Annotated in this window: 22 protein-coding genes; 9 read left to right on the top strand and 13 right to left on the bottom strand. The window is 45.1% G+C overall.

From position 1 onward, the window contains the following. Window position 1: 1 nt before the first annotated feature. Window positions 2–208: a hypothetical protein gene (locus tag FLA_RS31475; protein ID WP_084206357.1), complete on the bottom strand. Its 207-nt coding sequence runs from the start codon at window positions 206–208 to the stop codon at window positions 2–4. On the opposite strand from FLA_RS31475, the gene FLA_RS11200 reads away from it, so the two are divergent. Further along, complete coding sequence (locus FLA_RS11200) at window positions 207–746, top strand: Crp/Fnr family transcriptional regulator (protein WP_084206356.1); 540 nt, start codon at window positions 207–209, stop codon at window positions 744–746. The genes FLA_RS31475 and FLA_RS11200 overlap by 2 nt on opposite strands. A 94-nt stretch (window positions 747–840) precedes the next feature. On the opposite strand, the gene FLA_RS11195 is transcribed toward FLA_RS11200, so the two are convergent. After that, window positions 841–2,268, bottom strand: a complete 1,428-nt coding sequence (locus FLA_RS11195; protein WP_076380548.1) for an amidase — start codon at window positions 2,266–2,268, stop codon at window positions 841–843. 483 nt (window positions 2,269–2,751) lie between these two features. On the opposite strand from FLA_RS11195, the gene FLA_RS11185 reads away from it, so the two are divergent. Together FLA_RS11185 and FLA_RS11180 are read left to right on the top strand one after the other, a co-directional pair. Then, window positions 2,752–3,921 (top strand): cation:proton antiporter, encoded by a 1,170-nt coding sequence (locus FLA_RS11185; protein ID WP_076380547.1) that lies wholly within the window; start codon window positions 2,752–2,754, stop codon window positions 3,919–3,921. Window positions 3,922–4,077: 156 nt separating this feature from the next. Continuing rightward, entirely contained in the window at window positions 4,078–4,479 is a 402-nt protein-coding gene (locus FLA_RS11180; RefSeq protein ID WP_076380546.1) for a (R)-mandelonitrile lyase, read from the top strand. A gap of 112 nt (window positions 4,480–4,591) precedes the next feature. On the opposite strand, the gene FLA_RS11175 is transcribed toward FLA_RS11180, so the two are convergent. Further along, window positions 4,592–5,623, bottom strand: coding sequence for a zinc-dependent alcohol dehydrogenase family protein (locus FLA_RS11175; RefSeq protein ID WP_197705885.1), 1,032 nt, complete (start codon window positions 5,621–5,623; stop codon window positions 4,592–4,594). Window positions 5,624–5,753: 130 nt separating this feature from the next. Between FLA_RS11175 and FLA_RS11170 the strand changes: the two genes are divergently transcribed. Next, window positions 5,754–7,172: an aminotransferase-like domain-containing protein gene (locus FLA_RS11170; RefSeq protein ID WP_159445144.1), complete on the top strand. Its 1,419-nt coding sequence runs from the start codon at window positions 5,754–5,756 to the stop codon at window positions 7,170–7,172. Window positions 7,173–7,300: 128 nt separating this feature from the next. Here FLA_RS11170 and FLA_RS11165 read toward each other — a convergent pair whose 3' ends face one another. The 4 genes from FLA_RS11165 to FLA_RS11150 all read right to left on the bottom strand — a co-directional run bounded on the left by FLA_RS11165 (window position 7,301) and on the right by FLA_RS11150 (window position 10,196). Beyond that, entirely contained in the window at window positions 7,301–7,408 is a 108-nt protein-coding gene (locus FLA_RS11165) for a PQQ-dependent sugar dehydrogenase (protein WP_231940424.1), read from the bottom strand. A gap of 117 nt (window positions 7,409–7,525) precedes the next feature. Next, the gene (locus FLA_RS11160) at window positions 7,526–8,380 is read right to left on the bottom strand and encodes a helix-turn-helix domain-containing protein (RefSeq protein ID WP_076380543.1); all 855 of its coding nucleotides are present in this window, start codon (window positions 8,378–8,380) and stop codon (window positions 7,526–7,528) included. A gap of 46 nt (window positions 8,381–8,426) precedes the next feature. Next, window positions 8,427–9,029 (bottom strand): DapH/DapD/GlmU-related protein, encoded by a 603-nt coding sequence (locus FLA_RS11155; protein ID WP_084206355.1) that lies wholly within the window; start codon window positions 9,027–9,029, stop codon window positions 8,427–8,429. A gap of 660 nt (window positions 9,030–9,689) precedes the next feature. Beyond that, the gene (locus FLA_RS11150; RefSeq protein WP_076380542.1) at window positions 9,690–10,196 is read right to left on the bottom strand and encodes a hypothetical protein; all 507 of its coding nucleotides are present in this window, start codon (window positions 10,194–10,196) and stop codon (window positions 9,690–9,692) included. A gap of 297 nt (window positions 10,197–10,493) precedes the next feature. Here FLA_RS11150 and FLA_RS11145 point away from each other — a divergent pair, with 297 nt between their 5' ends. The 5 genes from FLA_RS11145 to FLA_RS11125 all read left to right on the top strand — a co-directional run bounded on the left by FLA_RS11145 (window position 10,494) and on the right by FLA_RS11125 (window position 15,015). Continuing rightward, window positions 10,494–10,841 (top strand): long-chain fatty acid--CoA ligase, encoded by a 348-nt coding sequence (locus FLA_RS11145; RefSeq protein ID WP_144264096.1) that lies wholly within the window; start codon window positions 10,494–10,496, stop codon window positions 10,839–10,841. Between the two features lie 230 nt (window positions 10,842–11,071). After that, complete coding sequence (locus tag FLA_RS11140; RefSeq protein WP_076380540.1) at window positions 11,072–12,469, top strand: ATP-binding protein; 1,398 nt, start codon at window positions 11,072–11,074, stop codon at window positions 12,467–12,469. Between the two features lie 20 nt (window positions 12,470–12,489). Continuing rightward, the gene (locus FLA_RS11135; RefSeq protein ID WP_076380539.1) at window positions 12,490–14,154 is read left to right on the top strand and encodes an FAD-dependent oxidoreductase; all 1,665 of its coding nucleotides are present in this window, start codon (window positions 12,490–12,492) and stop codon (window positions 14,152–14,154) included. A 7-nt stretch (window positions 14,155–14,161) separates the two neighbouring features. Further along, the gene (locus FLA_RS11130; protein ID WP_076380538.1) at window positions 14,162–14,425 is read left to right on the top strand and encodes a UBP-type zinc finger domain-containing protein; all 264 of its coding nucleotides are present in this window, start codon (window positions 14,162–14,164) and stop codon (window positions 14,423–14,425) included. Window positions 14,426–14,481: 56 nt separating this feature from the next. Then, the gene (locus FLA_RS11125) at window positions 14,482–15,015 is read left to right on the top strand and encodes a hypothetical protein (RefSeq protein ID WP_076380537.1); all 534 of its coding nucleotides are present in this window, start codon (window positions 14,482–14,484) and stop codon (window positions 15,013–15,015) included. Between the two features lie 77 nt (window positions 15,016–15,092). Here the strand turns inward: FLA_RS11125 and hutU are convergent, their stop codons facing one another. The 6 genes from hutU to FLA_RS11095 all read right to left on the bottom strand — a co-directional run bounded on the left by hutU (window position 15,093) and on the right by FLA_RS11095 (window position 23,181). Beyond that, window positions 15,093–16,760 carry a urocanate hydratase gene (hutU, locus tag FLA_RS11120; protein WP_076380536.1) on the bottom strand — a complete coding sequence of 556 codons (1,668 nt, stop codon included), beginning with the start codon at window positions 16,758–16,760 and terminating at the stop codon, window positions 15,093–15,095. Between the two features lie 20 nt (window positions 16,761–16,780). Beyond that, complete coding sequence (hutH, locus tag FLA_RS11115; RefSeq protein WP_076380535.1) at window positions 16,781–18,340, bottom strand: histidine ammonia-lyase; 1,560 nt, start codon at window positions 18,338–18,340, stop codon at window positions 16,781–16,783. Window positions 18,341–18,362: 22 nt separating this feature from the next. Further along, entirely contained in the window at window positions 18,363–18,842 is a 480-nt protein-coding gene (locus FLA_RS11110) for a MarR family winged helix-turn-helix transcriptional regulator (protein ID WP_076380534.1), read from the bottom strand. 107 nt (window positions 18,843–18,949) lie between these two features. After that, window positions 18,950–20,356, bottom strand: a complete 1,407-nt coding sequence (locus tag FLA_RS11105) for a sensor histidine kinase (RefSeq protein WP_076380533.1) — start codon at window positions 20,354–20,356, stop codon at window positions 18,950–18,952. 131 nt (window positions 20,357–20,487) lie between these two features. Beyond that, window positions 20,488–21,612, bottom strand: a complete 1,125-nt coding sequence (locus tag FLA_RS11100; protein ID WP_084206354.1) for a cytochrome-c peroxidase — start codon at window positions 21,610–21,612, stop codon at window positions 20,488–20,490. 24 nt (window positions 21,613–21,636) lie between these two features. Then, window positions 21,637–23,181, bottom strand: a complete 1,545-nt coding sequence (locus tag FLA_RS11095) for a DUF6850 family outer membrane beta-barrel protein (protein WP_076380532.1) — start codon at window positions 23,179–23,181, stop codon at window positions 21,637–21,639. Window positions 23,182–23,193: the final 12 nt, after the last annotated feature.

Here is a 23,193-nt window from a genome sequence, read left to right as displayed (position 1 = left end):
TTTATAGTTTACCAGGCTTCACGGCGTCTTTTACATTCACGCGATAAGGATATGGCCATACCCCTGCTATGTATTTGCCGTACACCTTTACTTTGGCAGTAGCCGTTAGTTTGCCCAGATCGATGTGGAATTGTATATTTAAGTTTTGTATGTCTGAAATTTTCGAAAAATATTTACGCGCATCTGTTGAAATATCCAATGAAGACATGGATGCTATTTTGAATGCCAGTACAACAAAAAACATTCGAAAATGGCAATCCCTGCTGCACGACGGAGAAGTATGGAAATCGATGTGCTTTATATCAAGCGGATGTTTCCGGCTGTATCGTTTTGATAAAAACGGGGTTGACCACACGGTTCGTTTTGGTATTGATAGTTGGTGGATATCAGACCAGGAAAGTTATAACAATAAGACGCCTTCGCAGTATAATATTGAAGCGCTGGCATCAAGCACGGTTCTTATCTGGACAAAAAGCGACTGGGAAAATTTACTTGAAACAATACCACCTCTTAAACTATTCTACGACAAACTTACTGCGCGAGCGTATGAAAAAAGCCTGCAACGCATTTACTCACTCATCAGCAGTTCGGCCGAAGAACGTTACCTGGAATTTCAACAAACCTATCCCCAAACCTTTAATAAAGTGCCTTTACATATGGTAGCATCTTACCTGGGCATTTCGCGGGAAACCCTTAGCCGCGTTAGAAAAGATTTTACCAAACGGCGAAATCACTCTTCTGAGTAACTGGCACTGTATCCTTCACAATTGCCCACTTTGCTAATAAGGCAGCAAGTAAGTACAGTCACCGTGCACTATGCATACTTACTGCTGCTATTCATTACAAAGCCGGATGCAGGCCACTCACCGTACTAACACTTTCCAGCAACGTGGCAATATGCAGAATAGTAGATTCGGCAAACCAGTTGCCCACAATCTGTACATTTATCGGCAACCCTTCTCTGCTGGTACCAAACCGCATAGAAATACCTGGTAAACCAGTTACGTTCAGTGGAACGGTGGCTCCCTGCAAATAGGTCGCATCTACTTTTTGCCCGTTAATAACAAACTCCTCCACACCATGTTTTTGCGCCGGAACAGGCAGTACATGTGTTATTAAAGCATCATATTTTTCAAAATACGCTGCATAACCGTCCCTGATACGTTCTGCGGCTTGCTCTGCTTCTATATAATCCTTCACAGACGTGTCGGGCAAAGAAAGCATCGTTTTGGCCATTGTATACATCTCATCCACAGAGCGTCCTTCCGTAGCTGCACGAAACGCTGGTTTCATTTCCATCACGTGCAGCCGGTTAAAAACGTCCAGCGCAAAATCACGTTCCAGCGCAGGAATACTTACCTGCTCAACTAAAAGTCCGATACCCTTAAGCGCGTCTGCCGCAGCCTTAACAGTGGCCACTACTTCCCCAGCCACCGGGCCAAAACCCGGGCCTGTCATCCAGCCAATGCGCAACGAACGCTCAGGCAATGCTCCTATACTATTTTGCCGGGCTGCCGCACTCGTTGAAAAGCTGTCGAACCCATCCAAACCGGCTAATTGCGAAAAGGCAAGAGCAAGATCACGAATGCTGCGCGCCATTGGCCCTATGTGCCAGAAACGGCGGGGAGCTCTCGGCCAGATACCGGTCATTGGAATACGTCCGTGTGTTGCTTTTAACGATACAATACCTGTTTGCGCAGCAGGACCACGTACAGAAATGGCTAAATCTGTTCCTAACCCAATAGGCGACATACCCGCCGCAATAGCAGCAGATTCGCCACCGCTTGATCCACCCGAAGTGCGGGTTACATCCCATGGATTGCTGGTTTTTCCTGTAAGCAGATTATCGCTTTCAATCCAATAGGAAAATTCGGGAAGATTGGTTTTAGCAAGCAGAATACCACCAGCTGCCTTCATACGCGCCACGCCGGTAGCATCATGGTCGGGAATGCGCCCTTTAAAAATAGGCGAACCGCGCTGGGTTAAAACATGGGCAGTGTCGATAGAATCCTTTACGGTAAACGGCACGCCGTGCAGTACGCCTAATGTGTCCCCTCGCATTACAGCGTGCTCCGCTTCTTTCGCTGCTGCCAGTGCACTGTTGTTAATAGTAACAATAGCATTAATGGCGGGATTCACCTCCTCCATGCGGTTAAGATGCGCTTTCATCACTTCTACAGGAGATATTTCTTTAGTGCGGATTAATGCGGCTAAAGCGCTGGCATCCCTGTAATAGATAGGCTCTTCGTTGCTTGTTTGCAATGTCATCTGTTTTATTTTACTGTTGCATTTTCCATAAATGCATGATGCAAAGCTCAACCACAAAGCAACATTGAAACGAAGCAATATGACACAATCAAAGCGTGACATTTGTCACAGCTTATAGTAAAAATCGTCAGGGAAGATGACAGCGCACGATAGGCATCAGTTTCCTTTTTCAGCTTGTCGGCAGCGAATTAGCAGAATCAATGATTTCTTATTTTTGCTTTAGCAAGTCGGCATATATCTTTTGCACTTGCTCCAGTCCACCAGATACGTTGTTATTATAAATGCCCGCATTGGTAATGTGTAGATGGTGGTAACACAAAAGATTTCCATGACGATTTTTCCGTCCTGTAAAAGTGCTGGTGAAAAAATGACAACCAGCTACGTCATTTTTTCGCCCTTTTTGCATTTGGCATTTTCTCTGATGTGCCCTCCTGCAAAACAGTTTCACTCATTTTTTGAAAGACGAAATAAGTGTGTTGCGTTATGAACAATATACTATTCTCCGTAAGCATTTTATGCCTGGCTATTTTATTACTTATTTTTTTACTTAAAAAGTTACACCAGCCTTACCTGGTGGCCTATATCCTTGCCGGAATTGTACTGGGTCCTTATGTGTCTGGTATATTTCATTCTGCAGAAAACATCTCTACATTAGGCGAAATGGGCATTATTTTCCTGATGTTTTTCCTGGGCCTTGAAATAGAAGTGCCCGACAATAAAAGCATTTTATGGAAGGCCTGCATTGCGCAGCTTATAAAAACAGCCCTGAGCCTGTTATGTGCTTTCTTTATCACTAAATGGTTTGGGTGGCATACCGGCAACTTTATACTCCTTGCTGTTATCCTCACCTTTAACAGCACAGCCGTAGTAAGTGAGTTTTTAAGAAGAAATGGCGAGCTTTCATCTGATATAGGCAAAACAGTATTAAATATATTATTGCTGCAGGATATTATGCTGGCACCGGTGTTCACCTGCTTTCAATGGATGGAAAAGGGAAACACTTCATTTGCCCATCTTCTGCCTGCCATAGCAGGTTGTGTGCTGATTTTCTTTTTACTGCGTGCGGTAAGAAACAGAAACCTGTTTCAGCTCACCTTTCTTAAAGAAATAAAAAAAGACCATGAACTACAGGTTTTTGCCGGTGGTTTTGTTTGCCTGGGTTTTGCACTACTAGCGGCCTCCATGGGTTTAACAGGCGCCATAGGCAGCTTTATTGCCGGTATATATCTGAGCAGAACCGATGTTTTCAACTGGCTGGAAAGCGCGCTCAGGCCATTTAAAATATTCTTTGTAGCCCTGTTCTTTGTTTCTATCGGCTTAATGCTCGATATCCACTATATAAAAGCCCACTATTCATTCATTATTGCTGTTACGGTATTGGTAATGATCATTAACAGCCTCCTGTCTGCCATCGTTTTTAAATGGCTTCGTTTTACCTGGAAAGATAGTTTTCAGGCAGGGGCGCTGCTGGCACAAACCGGCGAATTTGGCCTGCTTGCCTGCACCGTAGCATTTCAGTTAAACATCATTGACATTGATTTTTTTAAAACAGCACTATCAGTAATGGGGCTGTCTTTATTGTTATCCAGTATCTGGATAACACTTTTAAGAAAAGTGACGGGCATCATACCTTCCACTATAGCAGGCAATTGATTTGAATTTCTTAAGCATTGATTTGAATTTTGTAAATGACCTTCTTGTATTTGTACTGAACTTTGTGCTTTGTGTACTGTTTCCGCTATAGGTAGTATTCCCAAACGATGGAAATGGTACATTGCAATAGAGTAAGCAGCTATTTAAAGATATCATATGGAAATTACAAGAGTAGGCTCACAGCCATCCGGCAAAGGCCCCGCAGACTGGTTTACAGGAGCAGTAAGGGTGGATATGTTGTTTAATCCCAACGAAGCCAGGCGTGCAGCAGCTGCCAGCGTAACATTTGAACCCGGCGCAAGAACGGCATGGCATACACATCCGCTGGGACAAACATTAATTGTTACCGCAGGCTGCGGCTGGGTGCAGCGCGAAGGCGGCCCGGTGGAAGTAATTCATCCGGGAGATGTGGTTTGGTTTGAAGCCAACGAAAAGCACTGGCATGGAGCTACAGCTACTACCGGCATGACGCATATTGCTATCCAGGAAAACCTGAACGGTAAAGTAGTAGACTGGATGGAGCAGGTATCAGACGAACAATATAACTCCGGTAAATAAAATTTCAAGGTAAGAATATCCCTGGCCCTTCATAGGCCAGGGATATCCATTTTAGGAATACGCGCATTAATAAACAGAGGCGATATTCAACTTAATAGTGCTATGTGCAACATTAAGACACCTTAATCACAATCTTCCCAAATGCTCCTTTAGACAAGTGCTGATAAGCTTCAATGGCCTGTTCAAACGAATAAACAGTATCAATTACAGGCTTGATATTATATTTATCAAAAGCCTCGTTCATTTCTTCAAAGGCTTTCAGGTGCCCCACCGCTATGCCTTGTATAAGCGTTTGTTTAAAGATGACGCGCATAAGATTAAGGTTAGTAGTTTGTCCTGCAAGAAAACCAATAACCGATATTCTACCTGCTACCCTGGTTGCTTCTATTGAATCATTTAGTCCTTCCCCACCTACCACTTCTAAAAGCTGATCAGCTCCAACGCCATTGGTAAGTCTTAATACCTCGTCTGCCCAATTCGGTGTTTTTACGTAATTGATAATGGCATCTGCCCCTAATTCCAATGCCTTTTTCCCTTTATCATCGCTACTTGTTGTAACAATTACTTTCGCACCTAATGCATGTGCTATCTGTAAACCAAAAATGGATACGCCGCCTGTGCCCTGTAACACAACAGTATCGCCTGCTTTCAGTCCTCCATAGGTAACCAGTGAAAACCAGGCAGTCAATGCAGCAATTGGTAAGGTGGCCGCCTCTTCGTCTGTAATAGTAGAGGGAGCCAACACTGCTGATTCCGCTTCCAGTATCATATATTCCGCCAGGCCACCCTGGAAAGGGGTTCCCAGGCAAAAATCGGGTTCATTAGAACTTGGCGCCCCATCTAACCAATGCGAATACAGATGTGATAATACGCGATCACCTGCTGTAAACTTTTTTACATCGCTACCTGCTTTAACTATGGTACCTACTGCATCTGACACAGGGATTAATGGATTAGGCACTCTTTCAGGCTCATAAAAACCATCTGCAATGGCCTTATCTCTAAAATTTAATGAAACTGCGCCCACCTTAATCAGTATTTCGTTGGACTTGGGTTCGGGTATGGAAACATTTTCAAGAACTAAATTTTCTAAACCGAATGCATGTAAACGCCATGCTTTCATGCTGCCTGCGATTTGTGACATTGCTATGTATTTAATACCGCAAATCTCTGACAGATAATAACAGTAAAACAGATTCAGATTTTATAAAAAAAATGAGATCAGATGAGTAACAACTTTTTTTTCGGTTCTTTGTATGCTAATAACTGCAGCTATGGAAGGAAAGTTATTTCGTTACGAGCAGGTGGCGGCAAAGGTAGAGGAAAGCATTTCACTGCAAAAGCTTCAACCGGGAGATAAGCTCCCTTCTGTAAGACAAGTGAGCCAGGAGCTGAATGTGAGCCTGAATACAGTATTTCAGGCATATTCTATTTTAGAAGCCAAAGGATTAATATTTTCCAAACCTAAATCTGGTTATATAGTAAATCTGCCGAAGAGTACACCGCAACAGGCGAAAGCAAAGCAGGAGATATTTCTGCCGGTGTCAGTGGAAGTAACCGGCATGGCTACGGCAATGATGAAAAACGCAAAAGAAAATGGAATCATTAACTTTTCCATACTGGCGCCTGTGAACGAGATGCTACCTATTAGCAAGCTTAATAAGTACGTTTCGGCAGCATTAAACGAAACCCGCAATGAAAACTATCAATACCCTCTTGTAGATGGCCATCCCGGCTTATTAAAACAAATTTCACGAAGAACATTTGATTGGCAGAAAAGCATAGACCAGGCGAATATTTTAATTACCAACGGATGTATGGAAGCTATTAATATCTGTTTAGATGCCATCACAAAATCAGGAGATGTAATAGCAGTGGAATCGCCCACGTATCACGGCATTTTACAAAGCCTTGAGCAAAGAGGACTTAAAGCACTGGAAATAGAAATTGACCCGCAAACAGGCCTTAACCTGGACGATTTACAAATGGCATTGGATAAAAACACTGTAGCGGCTTGTATTTTCATGCCTTCCTGCAACAACCCATCAGGAGCCTGCATGCCGGAAGCAAACAAAATGAGATTAGTAGAATTGCTTGGAAAAAGAAATATACCACTGATAGAAGATGACGCTTTGGGTGAGCTATGTTACCAGCCCGGTAATTATCCCGCTAAAGCTTATGATAAATATAACAACGTGTTGTATTGCTCTTCCTTTTCCAAAACACTGGCACCAGGTTTTCGTATTGGATGGCTTTCTGCCGGTAAATATCATAAAGAGGTGGAAAAAATAAAGTTTGGTTCCAATATATCTACGAACGGAGTACTGCAGGCTGCCATTGCCAAATATTTAGAAAGCGGGCAGTACGAAAAACATTTAAGGAAAATGCGTTTGGCATTGCAGGTTCAAATGCTCAAATACATACAAGCTATCACTAAGCATTTTCCCAATGGTGTAAAGATATCAGTTCCGCAAGGAGGAATTAGTATTTGGGTGGAACTATTACACACAACAGACGCATTTGCTTTACAAAAAGAAGTATTAAATAAAGGCATAGGGTTATGTCCCGGACATATCTTTTCTACTACCACCTATTTCCATCATTTTATCAGGATAAACTTTTGTCCCGCATGGAATTTTAAAATTGAAAATGCTTTAAAAGCAGTGGCTAAGGTGTTGAAGCAAAAAAATTAAACATTACGGCAGTTGTAAAGTATACTTCGATACCAGCTCACAATTTAACTTTAATATATTTCATCAGAATACCTGAATCCATATCTGTTCCAGGTATTCTGATAAAATGTATATCAACCACTACAGGTTTATTCACGATCAATTTTATATAATCTTCCCTGGTCGGTGATCGTATATAAAGCACTATCCACACCTTGTATAATATCCCGGAAACGCTTTCCTTCGCTGCTCAGCAATCTTTCTTCGCCGGTTACCCGGTCTTGGCCTATATAAACCCCGGCTTACAGGCCGGGGTACGCTTTGCCTATGCTGGCGGCTCACCAACAAATCTTTCTTTACAGGAATATAGCTAATTAATCCCTGTAAGCAGTAGGAGTTCTATCCGTATAGCGCTTAAAATAATTATTGAAATAAGTAGGATATTCAAAACCGAGACTATAAGCAATTTCAGCAATGCCCCAGTTCGTATGCTTTAATAACGACTTGGCTTCTGTAATAATTCTGTCTGTAATATGCGCAGAAGTGGGCTTACCCGTAACCTCTTTTACAGAACGGTTTAAATGATTCACATGTATAGAAAGACTGGAAGCAAAATCGTGCGCATTTCTCAGCTTCAATGGGTTTGCCTGCGATTCAATAGGAAATTGCCTTTCCAGTAATTCAAGAAAAAGAGATGTTACCCTGGAAGAACCATTGCTCACTTTTACATAATTCTCTGATGGCTGCATCTGCAAAGCCTCATGAATAAGCAGGTTGATATAATTCCGGATTAGTTCGTGAATATAAATATAATCTGTACTGTTTGCCCGCAGCATTTTTTCAAATATGTCTACAATAACCTCTGCTTGTTTATCATTCAAAGGAAATATAGGAGTACCGCCTATTTTGAACAAAGGTGACTGCTGCAGACTTTCTGAGTGATTGTTCGTTTTCAGAAATTCTTCTGTAAACAAAACAGAAATACCTCTTACTTTATGAATATCGTTCCAGGCATAAGGTATATGGGGCGTACCAAAAAACAGGTTTTTGCCGGTTAGCCGGAAACCTCTGTCGGCATAATCTATCTGGCATTCTCCGTGGTAAAAGCATACTTTATAAAAATCTTTCCGGCTATAGGCTGTGAATACATTACCGGTCTTTTCCGAGCAATTTAAACTAAAGCCATGCTTTTTACTGATATATTCTTCGTGGACTACGGATGGCTTCACAGTTCTTTATTTTGTTCATTTTCGAAGTTAAGGAAATACCCTTCTATTATAGACTTTTCATCACTTTTGCCGGCACACCGCCTACTATGGTATTGTCCGGTACATCCCTTGTAACTACCGCTCCGGCTGCCACTACTGCATTCTCTCCAATTGTTACGCCGGGCAACAGGGTGGCCCCTGCTCCAATCCAGGCCTTTCGCTTTACTTTTACCGGCTTACAAATCAATGCGCTTCTGTTTGCAGGGTTCATAGGATGGTTTTCGGTTACAATATTTACCCTCGGCCCTATCAGCACTTCATCTTCAATAACAATCCCTCCCAGGTCCAGGAAAGAACATGCATGGTTTATGAATACTTTCTTTCCCAATTGAATAAACCTGCCAAAATTGGTGTAAAACGGAGGAAATACAATTGTACTTTCATCAATAGCATTGCCTGTAATATCTACTAAATAACTTCTTACAACATTAATATCTCCTGCTGCATTCATCGGCACCATTAACTGGTGCGCTCTCGCTACAGCTTCCCCTACCGCCTTGAATTTTGGCTCCGTTAAACTGATCAATGCATCCGTCTTTAATCCAAACACTTTGCCATCCACCTGGTTAAAATCTTCCGGGTTTCCCGCCGCTATTAAATTAATTCCCATATTTCCACTAAACGCTTTTACTGGCAAAACTACCTCGTTCACCTGGCTGGGTAATAAAGAGAATCAAACAAAAAAGAACAGAATTCAAATAATGGTTGCCTATTGCAATATTCCACCTGCACCGGCATTTTAATTTAAAAGTTTTACTCATGCCACAACATACAGTACACTTACCATAAAACGGGCAACCTCTAATCTTTGGCTGCACATTCAATTTGCAGATATACCCGGTTCTCAAAAACAACAAAAAATGGATAAATAACTTTTGTCAATTTGCTAAAATACTTAACTTTATTGTACGCCTGCAGCTATGCACGATAGATGTTTTTGAATTCTTATTTTCTGCATTTCCCCTTTCAGACACACCAATTTCAGCGAAATTCTATCATTTTTTATAGCGACGTTACAGCGTCCTTATAGCGTGGTTATAGCAACCTTATAGCGACACGCCTATAGGCTTCCACCATAGTTCATATATACTTAAGACATGCAACAAGCCAGGTAAAGCCTATTATACTCATAGCAAGGAGAAAGCGTTGTTACGCTAAATAATTTGGCAAACAAAAGCCACCTCAAGAACAAATGAGATGGCGCCTTTTAAAAAGGAAGTCAGATAATGTACTGTTTAAATGGCCTGCAACAGCGTTTGCAAGTACGCGATTAGAGCTGGTTGCCGTTTAATTCTTTGTGTTTTAATATAGTAGTAAGGGAAGAATCAAAGTAATACACTACCTGGTGTGGGGTGTTGCTGCTGTTGTATACATGCTGCATCTGGTAGCCCGAAAAAAGCGGTGTAGCATCCTGTAATAATTCATTGTGGCGGGCAATGCACTGTTTAGCACTGTCTTTCAACAGTGGCAACAGCTTCTCATAATAATCCGCCTGCTCCCTGCTTATTTTATTCTGTAAAAACTCACGCAAATGGGCAGTACACTCCTCCACTTTTTCCGTATAATATTTCAGGTCTTTATTATTGGTTTCCAGCGCATCTTTATTGGGCATTATAAAACTGCTATCCAGTTTACCAAAGGCTCCGGGTTCGTACCCCTCGCTTTGAAGGGTGGCCTTTAAATCCTGCTTTATCAGGCTTTGTGCTTTGTTTTCGGGTGTTTTTTCGCAGGCAGTAAGCATGGCCAATGCCAGCAGCACTATTGATTTCTTATTCATACATCTAACAAGTTCAGGTAATTGTTAACCGGCTGCTACACAACCGGCTTTGCATTTCAGGTTGTGAAAATAAGGAATCTGCAGTTGCTACCCTCCCCCGGCACTAAATAACGGAAAACAGGGATTATTTGCATTAGGTGCTTCAATTATCTTCGTCACTCTAGTAGCAACACATTGAGTATACATACAAACACCTCAGACATTTTTAACCTTATTCTACTGGCTGTAGCCAGTACGGGTATCTTAGCTGCATTTCGTCAATTATATATTTCCAATAAGCAAAAACGGGTCGACCTGATGTTACAACTGTGTAACAAGTTTTACCAGGATGCCGATATGCAGGAAATCTATTATAAAATTGAATATGGCAAATTCCGCTACTCGTTAAAATCGTTTCATTGTTCGGAAGATGAACAGAAACTGGATAAGTTATTGGGCCTGCTTTCCTATATCAGCCAGCTTTACCAAATGGGTATTATCCGCAAAAAAGAACTGGAAATGCTGCGCTATGAATTCCAAACAGTATACGAATACGAGGATATCAAAGCATACTTTAACACCCTGGACAAATGGTTTCAGTCGCGCATGATAACGCATATGAAATTTCAATCCTTTCGCGAAGTAGGTAAAATGCTTACTGTTTAAATATATACATTAATATTAAATTGGCGCGCCCCTGTTTTGCCTGCTGTTTAAACCGTTTTCCTTTCTCGACCCTATCAAAGTAGAAGCAGCTATACCATTACTACAGCACGGTTATTTACGATAACTGTACCAATACTGCCATTTGTTATACATATAGTAACCTGCAGGGATAAGGCTAGCATATTTTGCTTATAATTATCGCTTACCTTTAATATCTAACACCTTATCACATGTCCACTGTAACTGTCCAATGGCTGCAATCGATAGAGGCTTTGCAGGATGTACCTGCCGTGCAGTTGCAATGGCTTATTGACAACAGCGATATACTGGAGCTGGCTGCCGGCGATTTCCTGGTGAAACAGGGCGTTGCGCATAAGGGCACAAATATTATACTGGAAGGCCGCGTAAGGTTATATAACCAACAGGTGAACCAGGTAACAGAGCTGGCCATTTTAGAAGCCAACACCATCAGCGGCTATCTGCCTTACTCACGTGGTAAAATTGCCAACCTGAACGGACTAGCCATTACCCCTGTACGGTACCTGTGCTTTCCTGTTGGCAACATACAGGAATTAAGCCGCCATTTTGAACTGACAGAAGCGCTGGTGCATGTAATGACTTCACGTGTGCGGGACTTTACTTCCTTTCTGCGGCAGAATGAAAAAATGGTGGCTTTAGGAAAGCTTAGCGCCGGGCTGGCCCATGAATTAAACAACCCCGCTGCCGCGGTAGTAAGGGGTGCTTCTTCGCTAAAAAAACACCTGCAACTGTTGCCATCCGGCTTTGAAGAAATCGCCTCTATGTGCATGCAGCCTGCCGAGGTAGCGCTGGTAAAAGAAAAACTGCTGGCCATCTTACAACAGACACCATCCGCCCCTTTATCACTATTGCAAAAAAGCAGCCGGGAAGATGAATTAACCGACTGGCTGGACGCACACAACATTCACAACAGCATGGCCCTGGCAGAATGTTTTGCCGATTTCGACTTTACCGTACAAAGCCTGGATGCGCTTGCTTCTGATATCCCGGAACATTACCGTTCGGCCATTTTTAACTGGTTGCATAAAAACCTGGTAACCGAAAAGCTGGTGGCCGATATTGAAGAAGCTTCCCGCCGCATTGCCCAGCTGGTAGGCTCGGTGAAAACCTTTACGCATATGGATCAGGGTACTGCGCGGCAGTTCACCAATCTGCACGAAGGCATTGACAATACCCTGGTGATATTGGGTTATAAACTACGGCAGGGTAATGTGCAGCTGATAAAAAACTTTGATGCCCAACTGCCCCTGATTCCGGTGGTGGTAAGTGAAGTAAACCAGGTATGGACCAACCTGATTGACAATGCCCTGGACGCTATGGAAGCCAACGGTAAAGGTGTGCTGGAAATAACTACAGGTTTGGAAGAGGGTTATGCCAAAGTAACCATTACCGATAATGGGCCCGGCATACCTGCGGATGTTATGGACCGGTTATTTGAACCGTTTTTCACCACCAAAGACATTGGCAAAGGCACCGGCCTGGGACTGGATATTGTAAACAACATTGTGAAACAGCATAAAGGCCTTGTAAAAGTAACATCTGTGCCACAACACACTACTTTTACCGTGCTACTGCCTGTTATCATATAAACTTATAAAGAGGGCTACAGATGAATTTACCCATTATCCTATGTGTTGATGACGATCCGCAGGTGCTGCGGGCTATTGTGCGTGATTTAAAAACCAGGTACCGCGAACAGTACCGTATCATTGGCACCACCCTGGTAAAGGAAGCATTGGACAGCTTGCTGGAGTTAAAGAACAAAAGCGAAACTGTTGCCATGTTTATATCCGACCAACGGATGCCCGAGCTGGATGGTATTGCTTTCCTGGAAAAGGCCATGCAGTTTTATCCGGACGCCAAACGCGTGCTGCTGACCGCTTACTCTGACACAGATGCCGCTATTAAAGCCATTAATACCATACAGCTGGATTATTACCTGGTAAAGCCCTGGGACCCACCTGAGGAAAAGCTTTACCCCGTGCTGGACGATCTGCTGGGCGACTGGCAGCAGAACTACAAAGTAGAGTTTAAAGGGATAAAGGTGATAGGTTACCAGTTTTCGCAGCGCTCACACGCTATTAAGGAATTCCTGGCCGGCAACTTGATCCCCTACCAGTGGATGGATGTGCGCAACACAGAACCGGCCTGTCATTTATTAACGCTCAACAATATCGATAATAATCACCTTCCCGTAGTATTCCTGGAAGACGGCACCTTTTTGACCAACCCTTCCATCCTGGAACTGGCCGGTAAAGTAGGCTTAAACCCACGCGTGCAGCATGATATGTATGATGTGGTGATCATTGGCGCAGGTCCGGCTGGTTTGGCGGCAGGCGTGTATGGCTCATCAGAAGGATTAAAAACATTGCTGATAGAACGGAAAGCACCTGGCGGACAAGCCGGCACCAGTTCACGTATAGAAAACTACCTGGGCTTTCCTTCGGGATTAAGCGGTGCAGAACTTACCCGCCGGGCCATTGCACAGGCTACCCGCCTGGGCACGGAGTTTATTACCCCGCAAAGTGTACAATCCATTCAACGGCAAAATGGCTATAACCAGATATTGCTGGAAGATGGAACCTCGGTGAATACCCGTAGCGTGATCATTACCACCGGGGTTGATTACCGCACACTGGACACCAAAGGTTGTGCTGATTTTACCGGTGCAGGTGTGTATTATGGTGCTGCTATGACAGAAGCTACCGCCTGTACCGACAAACATGTATACGTGGTAGGCGGCGGCAATTCCGCCGGCCAGGCAGCGATGTACCTGTCGCGCTTTGCCAAAGAAGTGAACATATTAATACGCCGGGAAGATCTTACATCCACCATGTCGGCCTACCTGATTGAACAGATACAGGGCACTCCCAACATCACCGTCAGACCCTTCACTGAAGTAACAGAAGCCAAAGGCAGCGACCGCCTGGAGCAACTGGTTATTCATAATATAAAAACCGGCGCTTCCACCACCGAACAAGCCGCCGCATTATATATTTTCATCGGGGCCAAGCCTTTTACCGACTGGCTGGAACTGAATATAATCAAAGATGAAAAGGGCTTTATTGAAACCGGCCGTGAGCTAAAAAACTATGCGCAGTTTACCAGCATCTGGAAGGAAGAAAGAGATCCCTATTTACTGGAAACCAGCTGTCCCGGCATCTTTGCCGCGGGAGATGTGCGCGCCACCGCTATGAACCGCGTGGCTGCAGCTGTGGGCGAAGGCTCCATGGCTATCAGTTTTGTACATAAATATTTGGCAGAAGTAAAATAAACCTGTTATGAGCCTTTGTGAACATTTAATAGATATAGACAATGTTACGCTTTCCCATACACATGTGTGCGAAGAATGCGCCAAAACCAACAGCCGCTGGGTACACCTTCGTGTATGCCAGACCTGCGGCGTTACCCTGTGCTGCGACGATTCGCCCAACAAACACATGACCCAGCATTTTCACGCCACAGGTCACCCGGTAATTGCTTCAGGCGAGCCGGGCGAAAGGTGGTTGTGGTGTTATAAGGATGAGGTATTTACCGAATACTGATCATACACAGTAAGCCCGTATATTTATGTCTCAAACAACCCTGTCCGGGCTTACTGATGAAACAAATTTTACTGTTCACTTGCTGCATATTATTATTGGCAGAGGTAAAGAGCCAAACCCGTACTATGCCTTCCTGGTTTCCGGAAGTATTTAAAAGTAAAGGGCTGGATAAAAAGTATGGCCCAGCCAGTTTCCTGGTACCGGCTTATATAGTAAGCGATTTCAATGGTGATAGTATACCAGATGTTGCCGTGCTGGTAATAGAAAGAAGCAGCCAGAAAAAAGGCATTCTGCTGATACATGGCAACACGTTCGACACTTTTGTTTTTGGAGCAGGCTCAGCATTTGGTGAGGGCGATGATGATTTTAAATGGGCCAGCCGCTGGAAACTATACACTAAAAAGAAGGCTACAGAATCTCTGCTTGAAAAAGAAAGCGGTGACAAAATAGGTAGCCGTGAAGTGAAATTGTACCGGCCCGGCATATTGGTGGAAAGAGTCGAAGATGACGCTGTAGCAGCAGGCGGCATTATTTATTGGAATGACCAGGGATACATCTGGATACAACAGGGCGAACAATCGGAGAACTAGGCTATAAACACATTAAAAAAGGTCGTGTTCTATACAATTCAGAACACGACCTTTTTTAATGCTTTATTGTATAGGTTCTACAAAGTAAGGTTATGCTTTTTAGCTGTGTCAATAGCAACATCATACCCCGCATCCGCATGACGTATTACCCCCATCCCGGGATCGTTACGTAATACTCTTGACAAACGTGCTGCCGCTTCCTCCGTACCATCAGCCACTATTACCATGCCTGCATGTATACTATAGCCCATGCCTACGCCACCACCGTGGTGTAAACTTACCCAGCTGGCACCACCGGCTGTGTTTACCAGGGCGTTGAGTATAGGCCAGTCGGCTACCGCATCACTGCCATCCTGCATGGCTTCTGTTTCGCGGTTGGGTGAAGCTACAGAGCCGGTATCAAGATGGTCGCGTCCTATTACAATCGGGGCTTTTACCTTGCCGGTGCGTACCAGTTCGTTAAAAGCCAGCCCGGCTTTTTCACGTTCACCCTGTCCCAGCCAGCAAATGCGGGCAGGTAATCCCTGGAAGGCAATACGCTCTTTGGCCAGTTTTAACCAGCGTTGCAGGCTCTCATTTTCGGGAAACAGGTTGGCAATCAGCTCATCCGTTACGGCAATATCAGCCGGGTCGCCACTGAGCGCTGCCCAGCGGAAAGGCCCTTTTCCTTCGCAGAACAACGGGCGTATATAGGCCGGAACAAAGCCCGGAAAATCGAAGGCGTTCTGCAAACCATGCTCTTTAGCACGGGCACGCAGGTTGTTGCCGTAATCAAACGTGACAGCACCTTTGGCCTGCAACGCCAGCATCAGCTCTACATGCAGCTTCATGCTATCATAAGCCAGCGCCAGGTATTGTTCTTTATCCTTTGTGCGCAGTTCATTGGCCTGCTGGTTGGTAAGTGTATGCGGTATATAACCTATCAGCGGATCGTGCGCGCTGGTTTGATCGGTAAGGGTATCTATGGCAATATTGCGCTCTATCAGGCGCTGCAACAGGTGCACAGCATTACACAACACTCCTATGCTTAACGCTTTGCCAGCGGCCTTCGCCGCTACTGCTGCATCTATGGCTTCATCTATATTGGTGTATTTGACATCCAGGTATTTGGTTTCCAAACGCTTATCAATCCGCCACTCTTCTACTTCCGCCACCAGGCATACCCCTTCATTCATCGTAACCGACAAAGGTTGAGCACCGCCCATACCACCTAAACCGGCGGTTACACTCAGGGTGCCTTTGAGGGTACCGTTAAAATGTTTACGGGCTACTGCGGCAAAGGTTTCGTAAGTGCCTTGCACAATGCCTTGCGAGCCGATGTAAATCCACGAGCCCGCGGTCATTTGTCCGTACATCATCAGCCCCTTGCGCTCCAGTTCGTCAAAATGTTGCCAGTTAGCCCAGTTAGGAACCAGTTGCGAGTTGCTGAGCAACACACGTGGCGCATCCGTATGGGTTTGTAATATGCCCACGGGCTTACCACTTTGGATAAGCAGGGTTTGATTACTTTCCAGTTTTTTAAGACTGGCAATAATGTTATCCAGCGCTTCAAAATTGCGGGCTGCTTTACCACGGCCGCCGTATACGATCAAATCGTCCGGACGTTCAGCCACTTCAGGGTTCAGGTTATTCAGCAGCATACGCAAAGCCGCTTCCTGTACCCAGCCTTTACAGGTAAGATGGCTGCCGGTAGGCGTTTTATATTTTTCTACATCGTAGTTTTTGTAGGTGACAGTATTGCTCATAATTGTTTGGTTGTGGTCATTTATAATTGAAATTCGGGATAGTTGCCATTCAGTGCAATGCCTTGCTGTTTTGCCCAGCCATCCACATGTTGCACTAAGGAGAAATCGCTGATCATACCGCGGATTTTATTGATGTCCACAGCGAATATGCGGTCTTCCTCGGCAAACGATACAAAGCTGCGCACATAGCTGTGGGCCGCTTCCAGTATGGCACTGCTTTTTAACGGACGGCGGAATTCAATGGCCTGGCAGGCGCTCATTAATTCAATAGCCAGTATATATTCCAGGTTATCCAGTACGGTGTTCAACTTACGGCCACTGATGCTGCCCATACTCACATGGTCTTCCTGCCCCAGCGAGGTTGGTATGCTATCGGCGCTGGCGGGGAAACATAAAGTTTTGTTTTCTGTTACCAGGGCGGCGGTAGTATACTGCGGAATCATAAAGCCACTGTTCAGCCCCACGTTGTTCATCAGCAATACAGGCAGGCCCCATTTGCCTTCCAGCAACAGGTAACTGCGACGGTCGCTGATATTACCCGCTTCGGCTGCGGCAAAACAGCAATAGTCTAAAGGCAACGCCAGCGGCTGACCGTGGAAGTTGCCCCCGCTGATAGTATCGTTGGCCGAGAAGATAATAGGGTTATCTGTTACCGCATTCAGCTCTACCTGGGTAAGCTGTTTCAGATGCAGCCATGCGGTGCGGCTGGCGCCATGCACCTGCGGCATGCAACGTAAGGAATAAGGATCCTGCACACGGCCACAATCTATATGGCTTTGCATAATGTCGCTATCATCCAGTATAGTACGCAGCCTTTGTGCTACCAGCTGGTTACCGGTAAAGGGGCGCAGCTGATGCAGCCTTTCATCAAAAGGCGATTTGGTACCCGTTAAAGCCTCCAGGCTCATAGCACCTATAATATCCGCAGCTTCCAGGCAATAGTGCATACGCTGCACTGCTTTTACCGCAAACGATAATATAAACTGGGTGCCGTTAATCAGCGCCAGCCCTTCTTTAGGCCCCAGCTGTATAGGTTGCAGCTGAAACTGTTGCAATACATCCCGTGTAGCATAGGTTTTCCCCTGCCAGATCACTTCGCCCAATCCAATAAGGGGCAGGCATAAATGAGCCAGCGGCGCCAGATCGCCCGATGCACCTACGCTTCCTTTTTCCGGCACTACCGGTATTACATCATTATCAATATGCCATATCAGGCGTTCCAGGGTGGTAAGCTGTGCTCCCGAAAAGCCCTGGGCTAACGCCTGCACCTTGGTAATCAGCATTATTTTAGCCACCTCGGCGGGTATAGGATTGCCTACGCCTACGCTATGGCTTTGCAGTATTTTGTACTGTAACGTAAGCGTATCTTCTGCACTGATGCTGGTGTTGGCCAATATGCCAAAGCCGGTGTTAATACCATATACAGTAATGTTTTCGTCTACAATCTGCTGCACATGCGCTTCGCTGGTTTTTATTTTACTGCGGCTGGCATCACTGAGCACACCCTGTAAAGTTCCGGCTGCAATGGCCAGCACTTTGCTTACTGTAAGGGATTCTGCTCCGTATTCAAATGTGTTCATGTTATAAGGGGGTATTAAAGAATTATAAATTGTTTTCGATGCGGGATAGTAAAGGCTCGCGGGCCAAACCCGCTTCCATTTCACTGATGGCCTGTAACATATGGGCACTGTTAGGCCCCTCTGCCACCAGCTGTTCCATAGCTGTTTGCAAAGCAGTCCACACCGGCAGCACCTGGTCCAGTATTTTTTTGCCTTTGGGCGTAAAGCTCACTACTTTTTTGCGGGCGTCTTCGGCGTTGGTACCGGCTTTTACCAGTCCTTTTTCCTGTAAGTTGCTAACGAGCTGGCTGGCAGCACTGTGGGTTACTTCCAGCTGTGTGGCAATAGAGCTGATGGTAACAGCATCTTCCTGCGAAAGAATGTAAAACACCGGAAACCAGGCGGCGTCAAAAGCAATATCATGGGCTTTGTAAATACGGTTGACATCGCTGAGGAACGTGTCGCTCAGGCGTTTCAGGCGGCTGCCAAAAACCAGGAACCCTAATGATTGATATAAATTCATTGAATTATATAAGCGCTTATACAATTCAAATGTAGGGGAAAATCTGAAATAGCGGCATTAATATCGGCAGCTAACAGGGGGGCAAACAACAGACTATGCCAACCGGCTTATTCCGGAGCCCGCTGGTTCATGGGAATGCTTATTTTAAACATGCTACCCTCTCCTTCCACACTACTTACTTCCACCTGGCCGTTTAACAATTGGGTAAGCTTTTTTACAATACCCAATCCCAGCCCAACACCACCGGCATAATCGTTGGTTTCGTAATCGTTAAAGATCGATTCCAGGTTTTTCGCGGCTATCCCCACCCCTTCGTCGCGTATTTTAATCATAAACCATCCTTCTTCCTGCCAGCAATGGATGTATATGTTTTTATGACGTGGGGTAAACTTCATGGCATTGCCCACCAGGTTAAACAAAATTTGTGTTAACCGGGTTTTATCCGTGGTAATAAGGTCGGGTAAAGAATCGTCAATGCGGCGGTGTATTTTCACCTTGCGCTCCCGGGCCATTACCTCGTATACAAATACAGATTGCTCCAGCCACTCTTTACAGGGAAAGGTTTCGTAGCTCAGCCGTATGTCTTTGCCGGCTTCCAAACGGGAATAGTCCAGCACATTGCTTACAATATTGCGCAGGTGCTGGCTGCTGCTGTAAATACATTCCAGCAATTCCAGTTCTTCCTGTTCGCTGATGAAAGGCTTGCGTTTATGCCGGATTAAACGGTCGGTAAAACCCAATATACTGTTGACGGGATTTCTTACTTCGTGGTTATTTTCCTGCAGGAAGGCCGTTTTAAGACGGTTGGCTCCCTGTAGTTGTTGTACCAGGCGGTTCAGCTCTTCGGTACGTAACAGCACCTGGTGTTCTAACTGCTCGGCCTGCAAACGTAACTGCTGATTGGTAATGTTCAATTGAAAATACAGCTCGCGCGATTTACGCAGCAGCCCCACCAGCTTGGTCTGGTGCAGACTTAACAGCAAAAAGTTCAGCAGGATTACTACAAACAAAATCAGCCAGCGAAACACCTGGTCCTGGCGATACGTAAATACAACACTCGGAAACCAACCCAGGTTATAGTTCAGTTCCAGCATGCCCAGGCAAATAACCGGCAGCAGGGCACTGGCATAAATAAAACGCTTATCATCGGGCCTGAACAACAGGGCCGATATGCTGATCATAAAAATACTCAGGTATTGCACCTGTGCCGTATTACCCAGCACAATGCCGTAGTAGATCATCACACTGCAAAACACCAGTTGCAGCAAAAAGCCGGTAAGCCTGTAGTTTTCCCGCGCAGTAAGGCGCATCACTCCCAGGAACATAACGCAAAATATAAAGGCAGGCACCAGTATCAGCAGCTCACGGCTTACCATAAAAAACAGCAATCCGTATAATACCACCAATACACTGGTGAAGCCGCATATCAGGCGCACAATGTGCCAACGCTGCTTACCTTCTTCTTCTAATGGACTTGTAATGGGCTTCCCTATAATGGACTCAACATCCGTCATTTCAATCTGTTTTTAAGATTATCCGGGGGAGCAGACAACAATGAAAACATGTTATTACGAAAATAGGGGTATTACCCCTATTTGAAAGCGTTGTGACATTAAAATCTGGTTAGAGAAGCAAAATCTCCCTGTTATTCAGGCAGTTTGGGTTCTCTGATAACGTTGGGCGCCGCTGTAATAGCTTCCATAAAGGCTGCTATATCCTTCATTTCGGTTTTGGAAAGCTGTAATTTATGCAAATGCGCATCCGGCACCGGTACCGGCAGGTTGCGCACACTGTCTTTACGCACGCCCTGCGGGTTGGCGTTGTTGTAAAAGGCAATCAGGCCTTCCATATCATCAAACAAGCCATGGTGCATCCAGGGACGGGTGCGCATCACATTACGCAACGATGGAGTTTTGAATTTCCCCAGATCCGCCGTGTTTTGGGTGATGTTATACCGGCCCAGATCTTCAAACGGGCGGTTCATATAACTCAACCCGATATTGTGAAAATCGTTATCTGTAAACAAAGGCCCGTAATGACAGTTCATACAATTGGCCTTGGTACGGTACAAATGCAAGCCGCGCAACTCCTGGTCGCTCAGGGCCTCACTGCTGCCTGCCAGAAACCGGTCAAACCGGCTGCGAGTGCTGGTTACCGTACGTTGAAACACCGCCAGCGCATGTACAATACGCTCACTGGTAATAGCCGTATCGCCATACGCCGTTTTAAACAAGGACACATATCCTTTTACGGTCTGTAGCTTTCCGGGCAGTAACGTCATATCCTGGTTCATTTCGGTATGGCTGGTGATGGGCCCGGTAATCTGTTCTTCCAGCGTGTGGGCACGCCCATCCCAAAACAACTGGTTTTGTGCCCATACGTTTTCAATAGTGGGTGTGTTGCGTTTATTAAGGGTGCGGTTATGCCCCACTGCCTGGGCCCGTCCATCTGTCCAGTTCAATTCAGGCACATGGCAGCTGGCACAGGCTATCTGGTTGCTGACACTTAACCTGCCGTCAAAAAACAACAATTTCCCAAGCTCTGCTATGGGACGTAAAGTATCGTTGTATTGTGCCGGCGGAACCGGCAACTGCCCCAGCTCGCGCCAGGGCACTCCGGCATCTACATTGGGTATTGGCCATTGAGCAGCCGGCCTGCTGTATAGCAGGCGTAAACTGTCTTCAAAGGAAAAATATGTTTTAGTGGGTTTAAAGGAAAAAATGCTAAAACCAATAATAACTATCAGTAAAAAAGAAATAACACGTATCATCAACTATCAATTTTAAATAAAGGGTTATAGGAAAAAACGTAGCCCCGCTGTCCAGGCCACACGGTCTTTACCGGGTGTAAAGCCACTGGTGGTATAGAACAGATCCTGCTGGTAACTGCGCTGGTATTGCATCCCCCCTTCTATAGCCCATCTTAGCGTAGCAGTAGCGTTTTGAATATAAGCCAGCTTCAACCCTCCCTGCCAGTTGCTGGTGCTGGCATATTGCGCATCGGGATATACTACGGCTTTTACAAACAGGTTTTCTTTGCTGGCGGTGGATAACTGTAAACTGCTATTATTGTTCACACTCAAACCTCCATTGGCCGTTACCTGTACTATGTTTTTCTTACCATATATATTCCAGCGGTATTGTAATGCATACAGGTTTCTTTTATAATCGGCTTTGGCGGTGTGGTTACCATCTTTTTGCTGCTGCTGCCTGCTTTGCCAGCTAAGCCCCCACTCATGCACCGGCCTGTTGTTACTATTCAGGCTTAACATGGCGGTGGCGGTGTGCTGTATGTTATACAACGTAAAATTGCTGCCATCCAGGTAGGTATTGAAATCAGAAGCTTTTATCACCTGTGTGCTCCACGATGCACTGGTAGTAACCCTGCGGAAAGTTTTGTACCAGCCAGCTGCCACTTGGTTCTGGTAATAATGCATGGTACTGTATAGAGCCATTACCAATGGATTGTAGTTACGATAAAACGTTTTTTCATTGGTTTGCAGGTATTGATAACGTGCCCACCAGTAGCCGGCGGCAATGGTATTCAGGTAATACCCGGCATTGATACCATGAAAATAGCGCCATTGCTGCATTTCACTTTTTGTTTCAGAACTGCTGGACACTTCCACCAGTCCTTCGGCACGGTATACCTGGTAAGCGGCAGTGCTGGCGGAATCGGTATTTTTATTGAAATAGGATACCATTTCCCTGCTATAACCAAAACGCGGCTCTATAGAGATAAACTGTTTAGGGGTAATATAATAACTCACACTTGCTTTGCCATCCAAGTTAAAATACCTGCCAACCGGTCGTGGATCAATAGTGCGGCTGTTGGTGCTGGCATCATAACTTACCCCTCCTCCCACTACCCATTTATGGTGTAATACAGGAGCCGCCACCTGGCCATCCAGGTGATATATCTCGTAATTCATATTGCCTGTGCGGGGCGCAAAATAGTAGTAGGGCGACAGATCATTAATATCCCGGCGCATGTTATAACGAATACGATCTTCCCATCTACGCTGGTAACTAAAAGTGCCTTGTACCCAAATATTCTTCACCTTTTGCAGGCCTTCTGCTGCAAAAGAAGCAGAACGTACTTTTTCAGCCTGTTGAACCCTGCGGTACTCCCCTGTTTCCTGCTGCCAGCTCAGGCCTACCGTGGTATAGTGCTGTATAGGATTGACCAATAATGCTGCAGACTGTTGCTTATACCATTGGTATAACTGCTGTTGTTGCAAAGACAAAACAGAATGCTGTTCCAGGCTGTCGTGCTGCGCCCTGGCAGTAGTGGCCATGGTAAAAGAAAATATATAAAACAGTAAACCAAACTTTTGCATAATAAATCAGAT

Origin of the sequence: Filimonas lacunae, assembly GCF_002355595.1 — a bacterium.
Taxonomy (GTDB): Bacteria; Bacteroidota; Bacteroidia; order Chitinophagales; family Chitinophagaceae; genus Filimonas; species Filimonas lacunae.
Note: the sequence above shows the minus strand (reverse complement) of the source record. Positions and strands in the feature narration are given on the sequence as shown.

What these genes read in the sequence shown, in the direction of transcription:
- FLA_RS11185 (WP_076380547.1), top strand. Translation starts at nt 2,752, where the DNA reads ATGAACAATATACTATTCTCCGTAAGCATTTTATGCCTGGCTATTTTA.
- FLA_RS11140 (WP_076380540.1), top strand. Translation starts at nt 11,072, where the DNA reads ATGTCCACTGTAACTGTCCAATGGCTGCAATCGATAGAGGCTTTGCAG.
- FLA_RS11125 (WP_076380537.1), top strand. Translation starts at nt 14,482, where the DNA reads ATGAAACAAATTTTACTGTTCACTTGCTGCATATTATTATTGGCAGAG.
- FLA_RS11175 (WP_197705885.1), bottom strand. Translation starts at nt 5,623, where the DNA reads ATGTCACAAATCGCAGGCAGCATGAAAGCATGGCGTTTACATGCATTC.
- FLA_RS11195 (WP_076380548.1), bottom strand. Translation starts at nt 2,268, where the DNA reads ATGACATTGCAAACAAGCAACGAAGAGCCTATCTATTACAGGGATGCC.
- FLA_RS11145 (WP_144264096.1), top strand. Translation starts at nt 10,494, where the DNA reads ATGTTACAACTGTGTAACAAGTTTTACCAGGATGCCGATATGCAGGAA.
- FLA_RS11150 (WP_076380542.1), bottom strand. Translation starts at nt 10,196, where the DNA reads ATGAATAAGAAATCAATAGTGCTGCTGGCATTGGCCATGCTTACTGCC.
- FLA_RS11180 (WP_076380546.1), top strand. Translation starts at nt 4,078, where the DNA reads ATGGAAATTACAAGAGTAGGCTCACAGCCATCCGGCAAAGGCCCCGCA.
- hutU (WP_076380536.1), bottom strand. Translation starts at nt 16,760, where the DNA reads ATGAGCAATACTGTCACCTACAAAAACTACGATGTAGAAAAATATAAA.
- FLA_RS11155 (WP_084206355.1), bottom strand. Translation starts at nt 9,029, where the DNA reads ATGGGAATTAATTTAATAGCGGCGGGAAACCCGGAAGATTTTAACCAG.
- FLA_RS11170 (WP_159445144.1), top strand. Translation starts at nt 5,754, where the DNA reads ATGGAAGGAAAGTTATTTCGTTACGAGCAGGTGGCGGCAAAGGTAGAG.
- FLA_RS11105 (WP_076380533.1), bottom strand. Translation starts at nt 20,356, where the DNA reads ATGACGGATGTTGAGTCCATTATAGGGAAGCCCATTACAAGTCCATTA.
- FLA_RS11130 (WP_076380538.1), top strand. Translation starts at nt 14,162, where the DNA reads ATGAGCCTTTGTGAACATTTAATAGATATAGACAATGTTACGCTTTCC.
- hutH (WP_076380535.1), bottom strand. Translation starts at nt 18,340, where the DNA reads ATGAACACATTTGAATACGGAGCAGAATCCCTTACAGTAAGCAAAGTG.
- FLA_RS11110 (WP_076380534.1), bottom strand. Translation starts at nt 18,842, where the DNA reads ATGAATTTATATCAATCATTAGGGTTCCTGGTTTTTGGCAGCCGCCTG.
- FLA_RS11135 (WP_076380539.1), top strand. Translation starts at nt 12,490, where the DNA reads ATGAATTTACCCATTATCCTATGTGTTGATGACGATCCGCAGGTGCTG.
- FLA_RS11100 (WP_084206354.1), bottom strand. Translation starts at nt 21,612, where the DNA reads ATGATACGTGTTATTTCTTTTTTACTGATAGTTATTATTGGTTTTAGC.
- FLA_RS11095 (WP_076380532.1), bottom strand. Translation starts at nt 23,181, where the DNA reads ATGCAAAAGTTTGGTTTACTGTTTTATATATTTTCTTTTACCATGGCC.
- FLA_RS31475 (WP_084206357.1), bottom strand. Translation starts at nt 208, where the DNA reads ATGTCTTCATTGGATATTTCAACAGATGCGCGTAAATATTTTTCGAAA.
- FLA_RS11200 (WP_084206356.1), top strand. Translation starts at nt 207, where the DNA reads ATGGATGCTATTTTGAATGCCAGTACAACAAAAAACATTCGAAAATGG.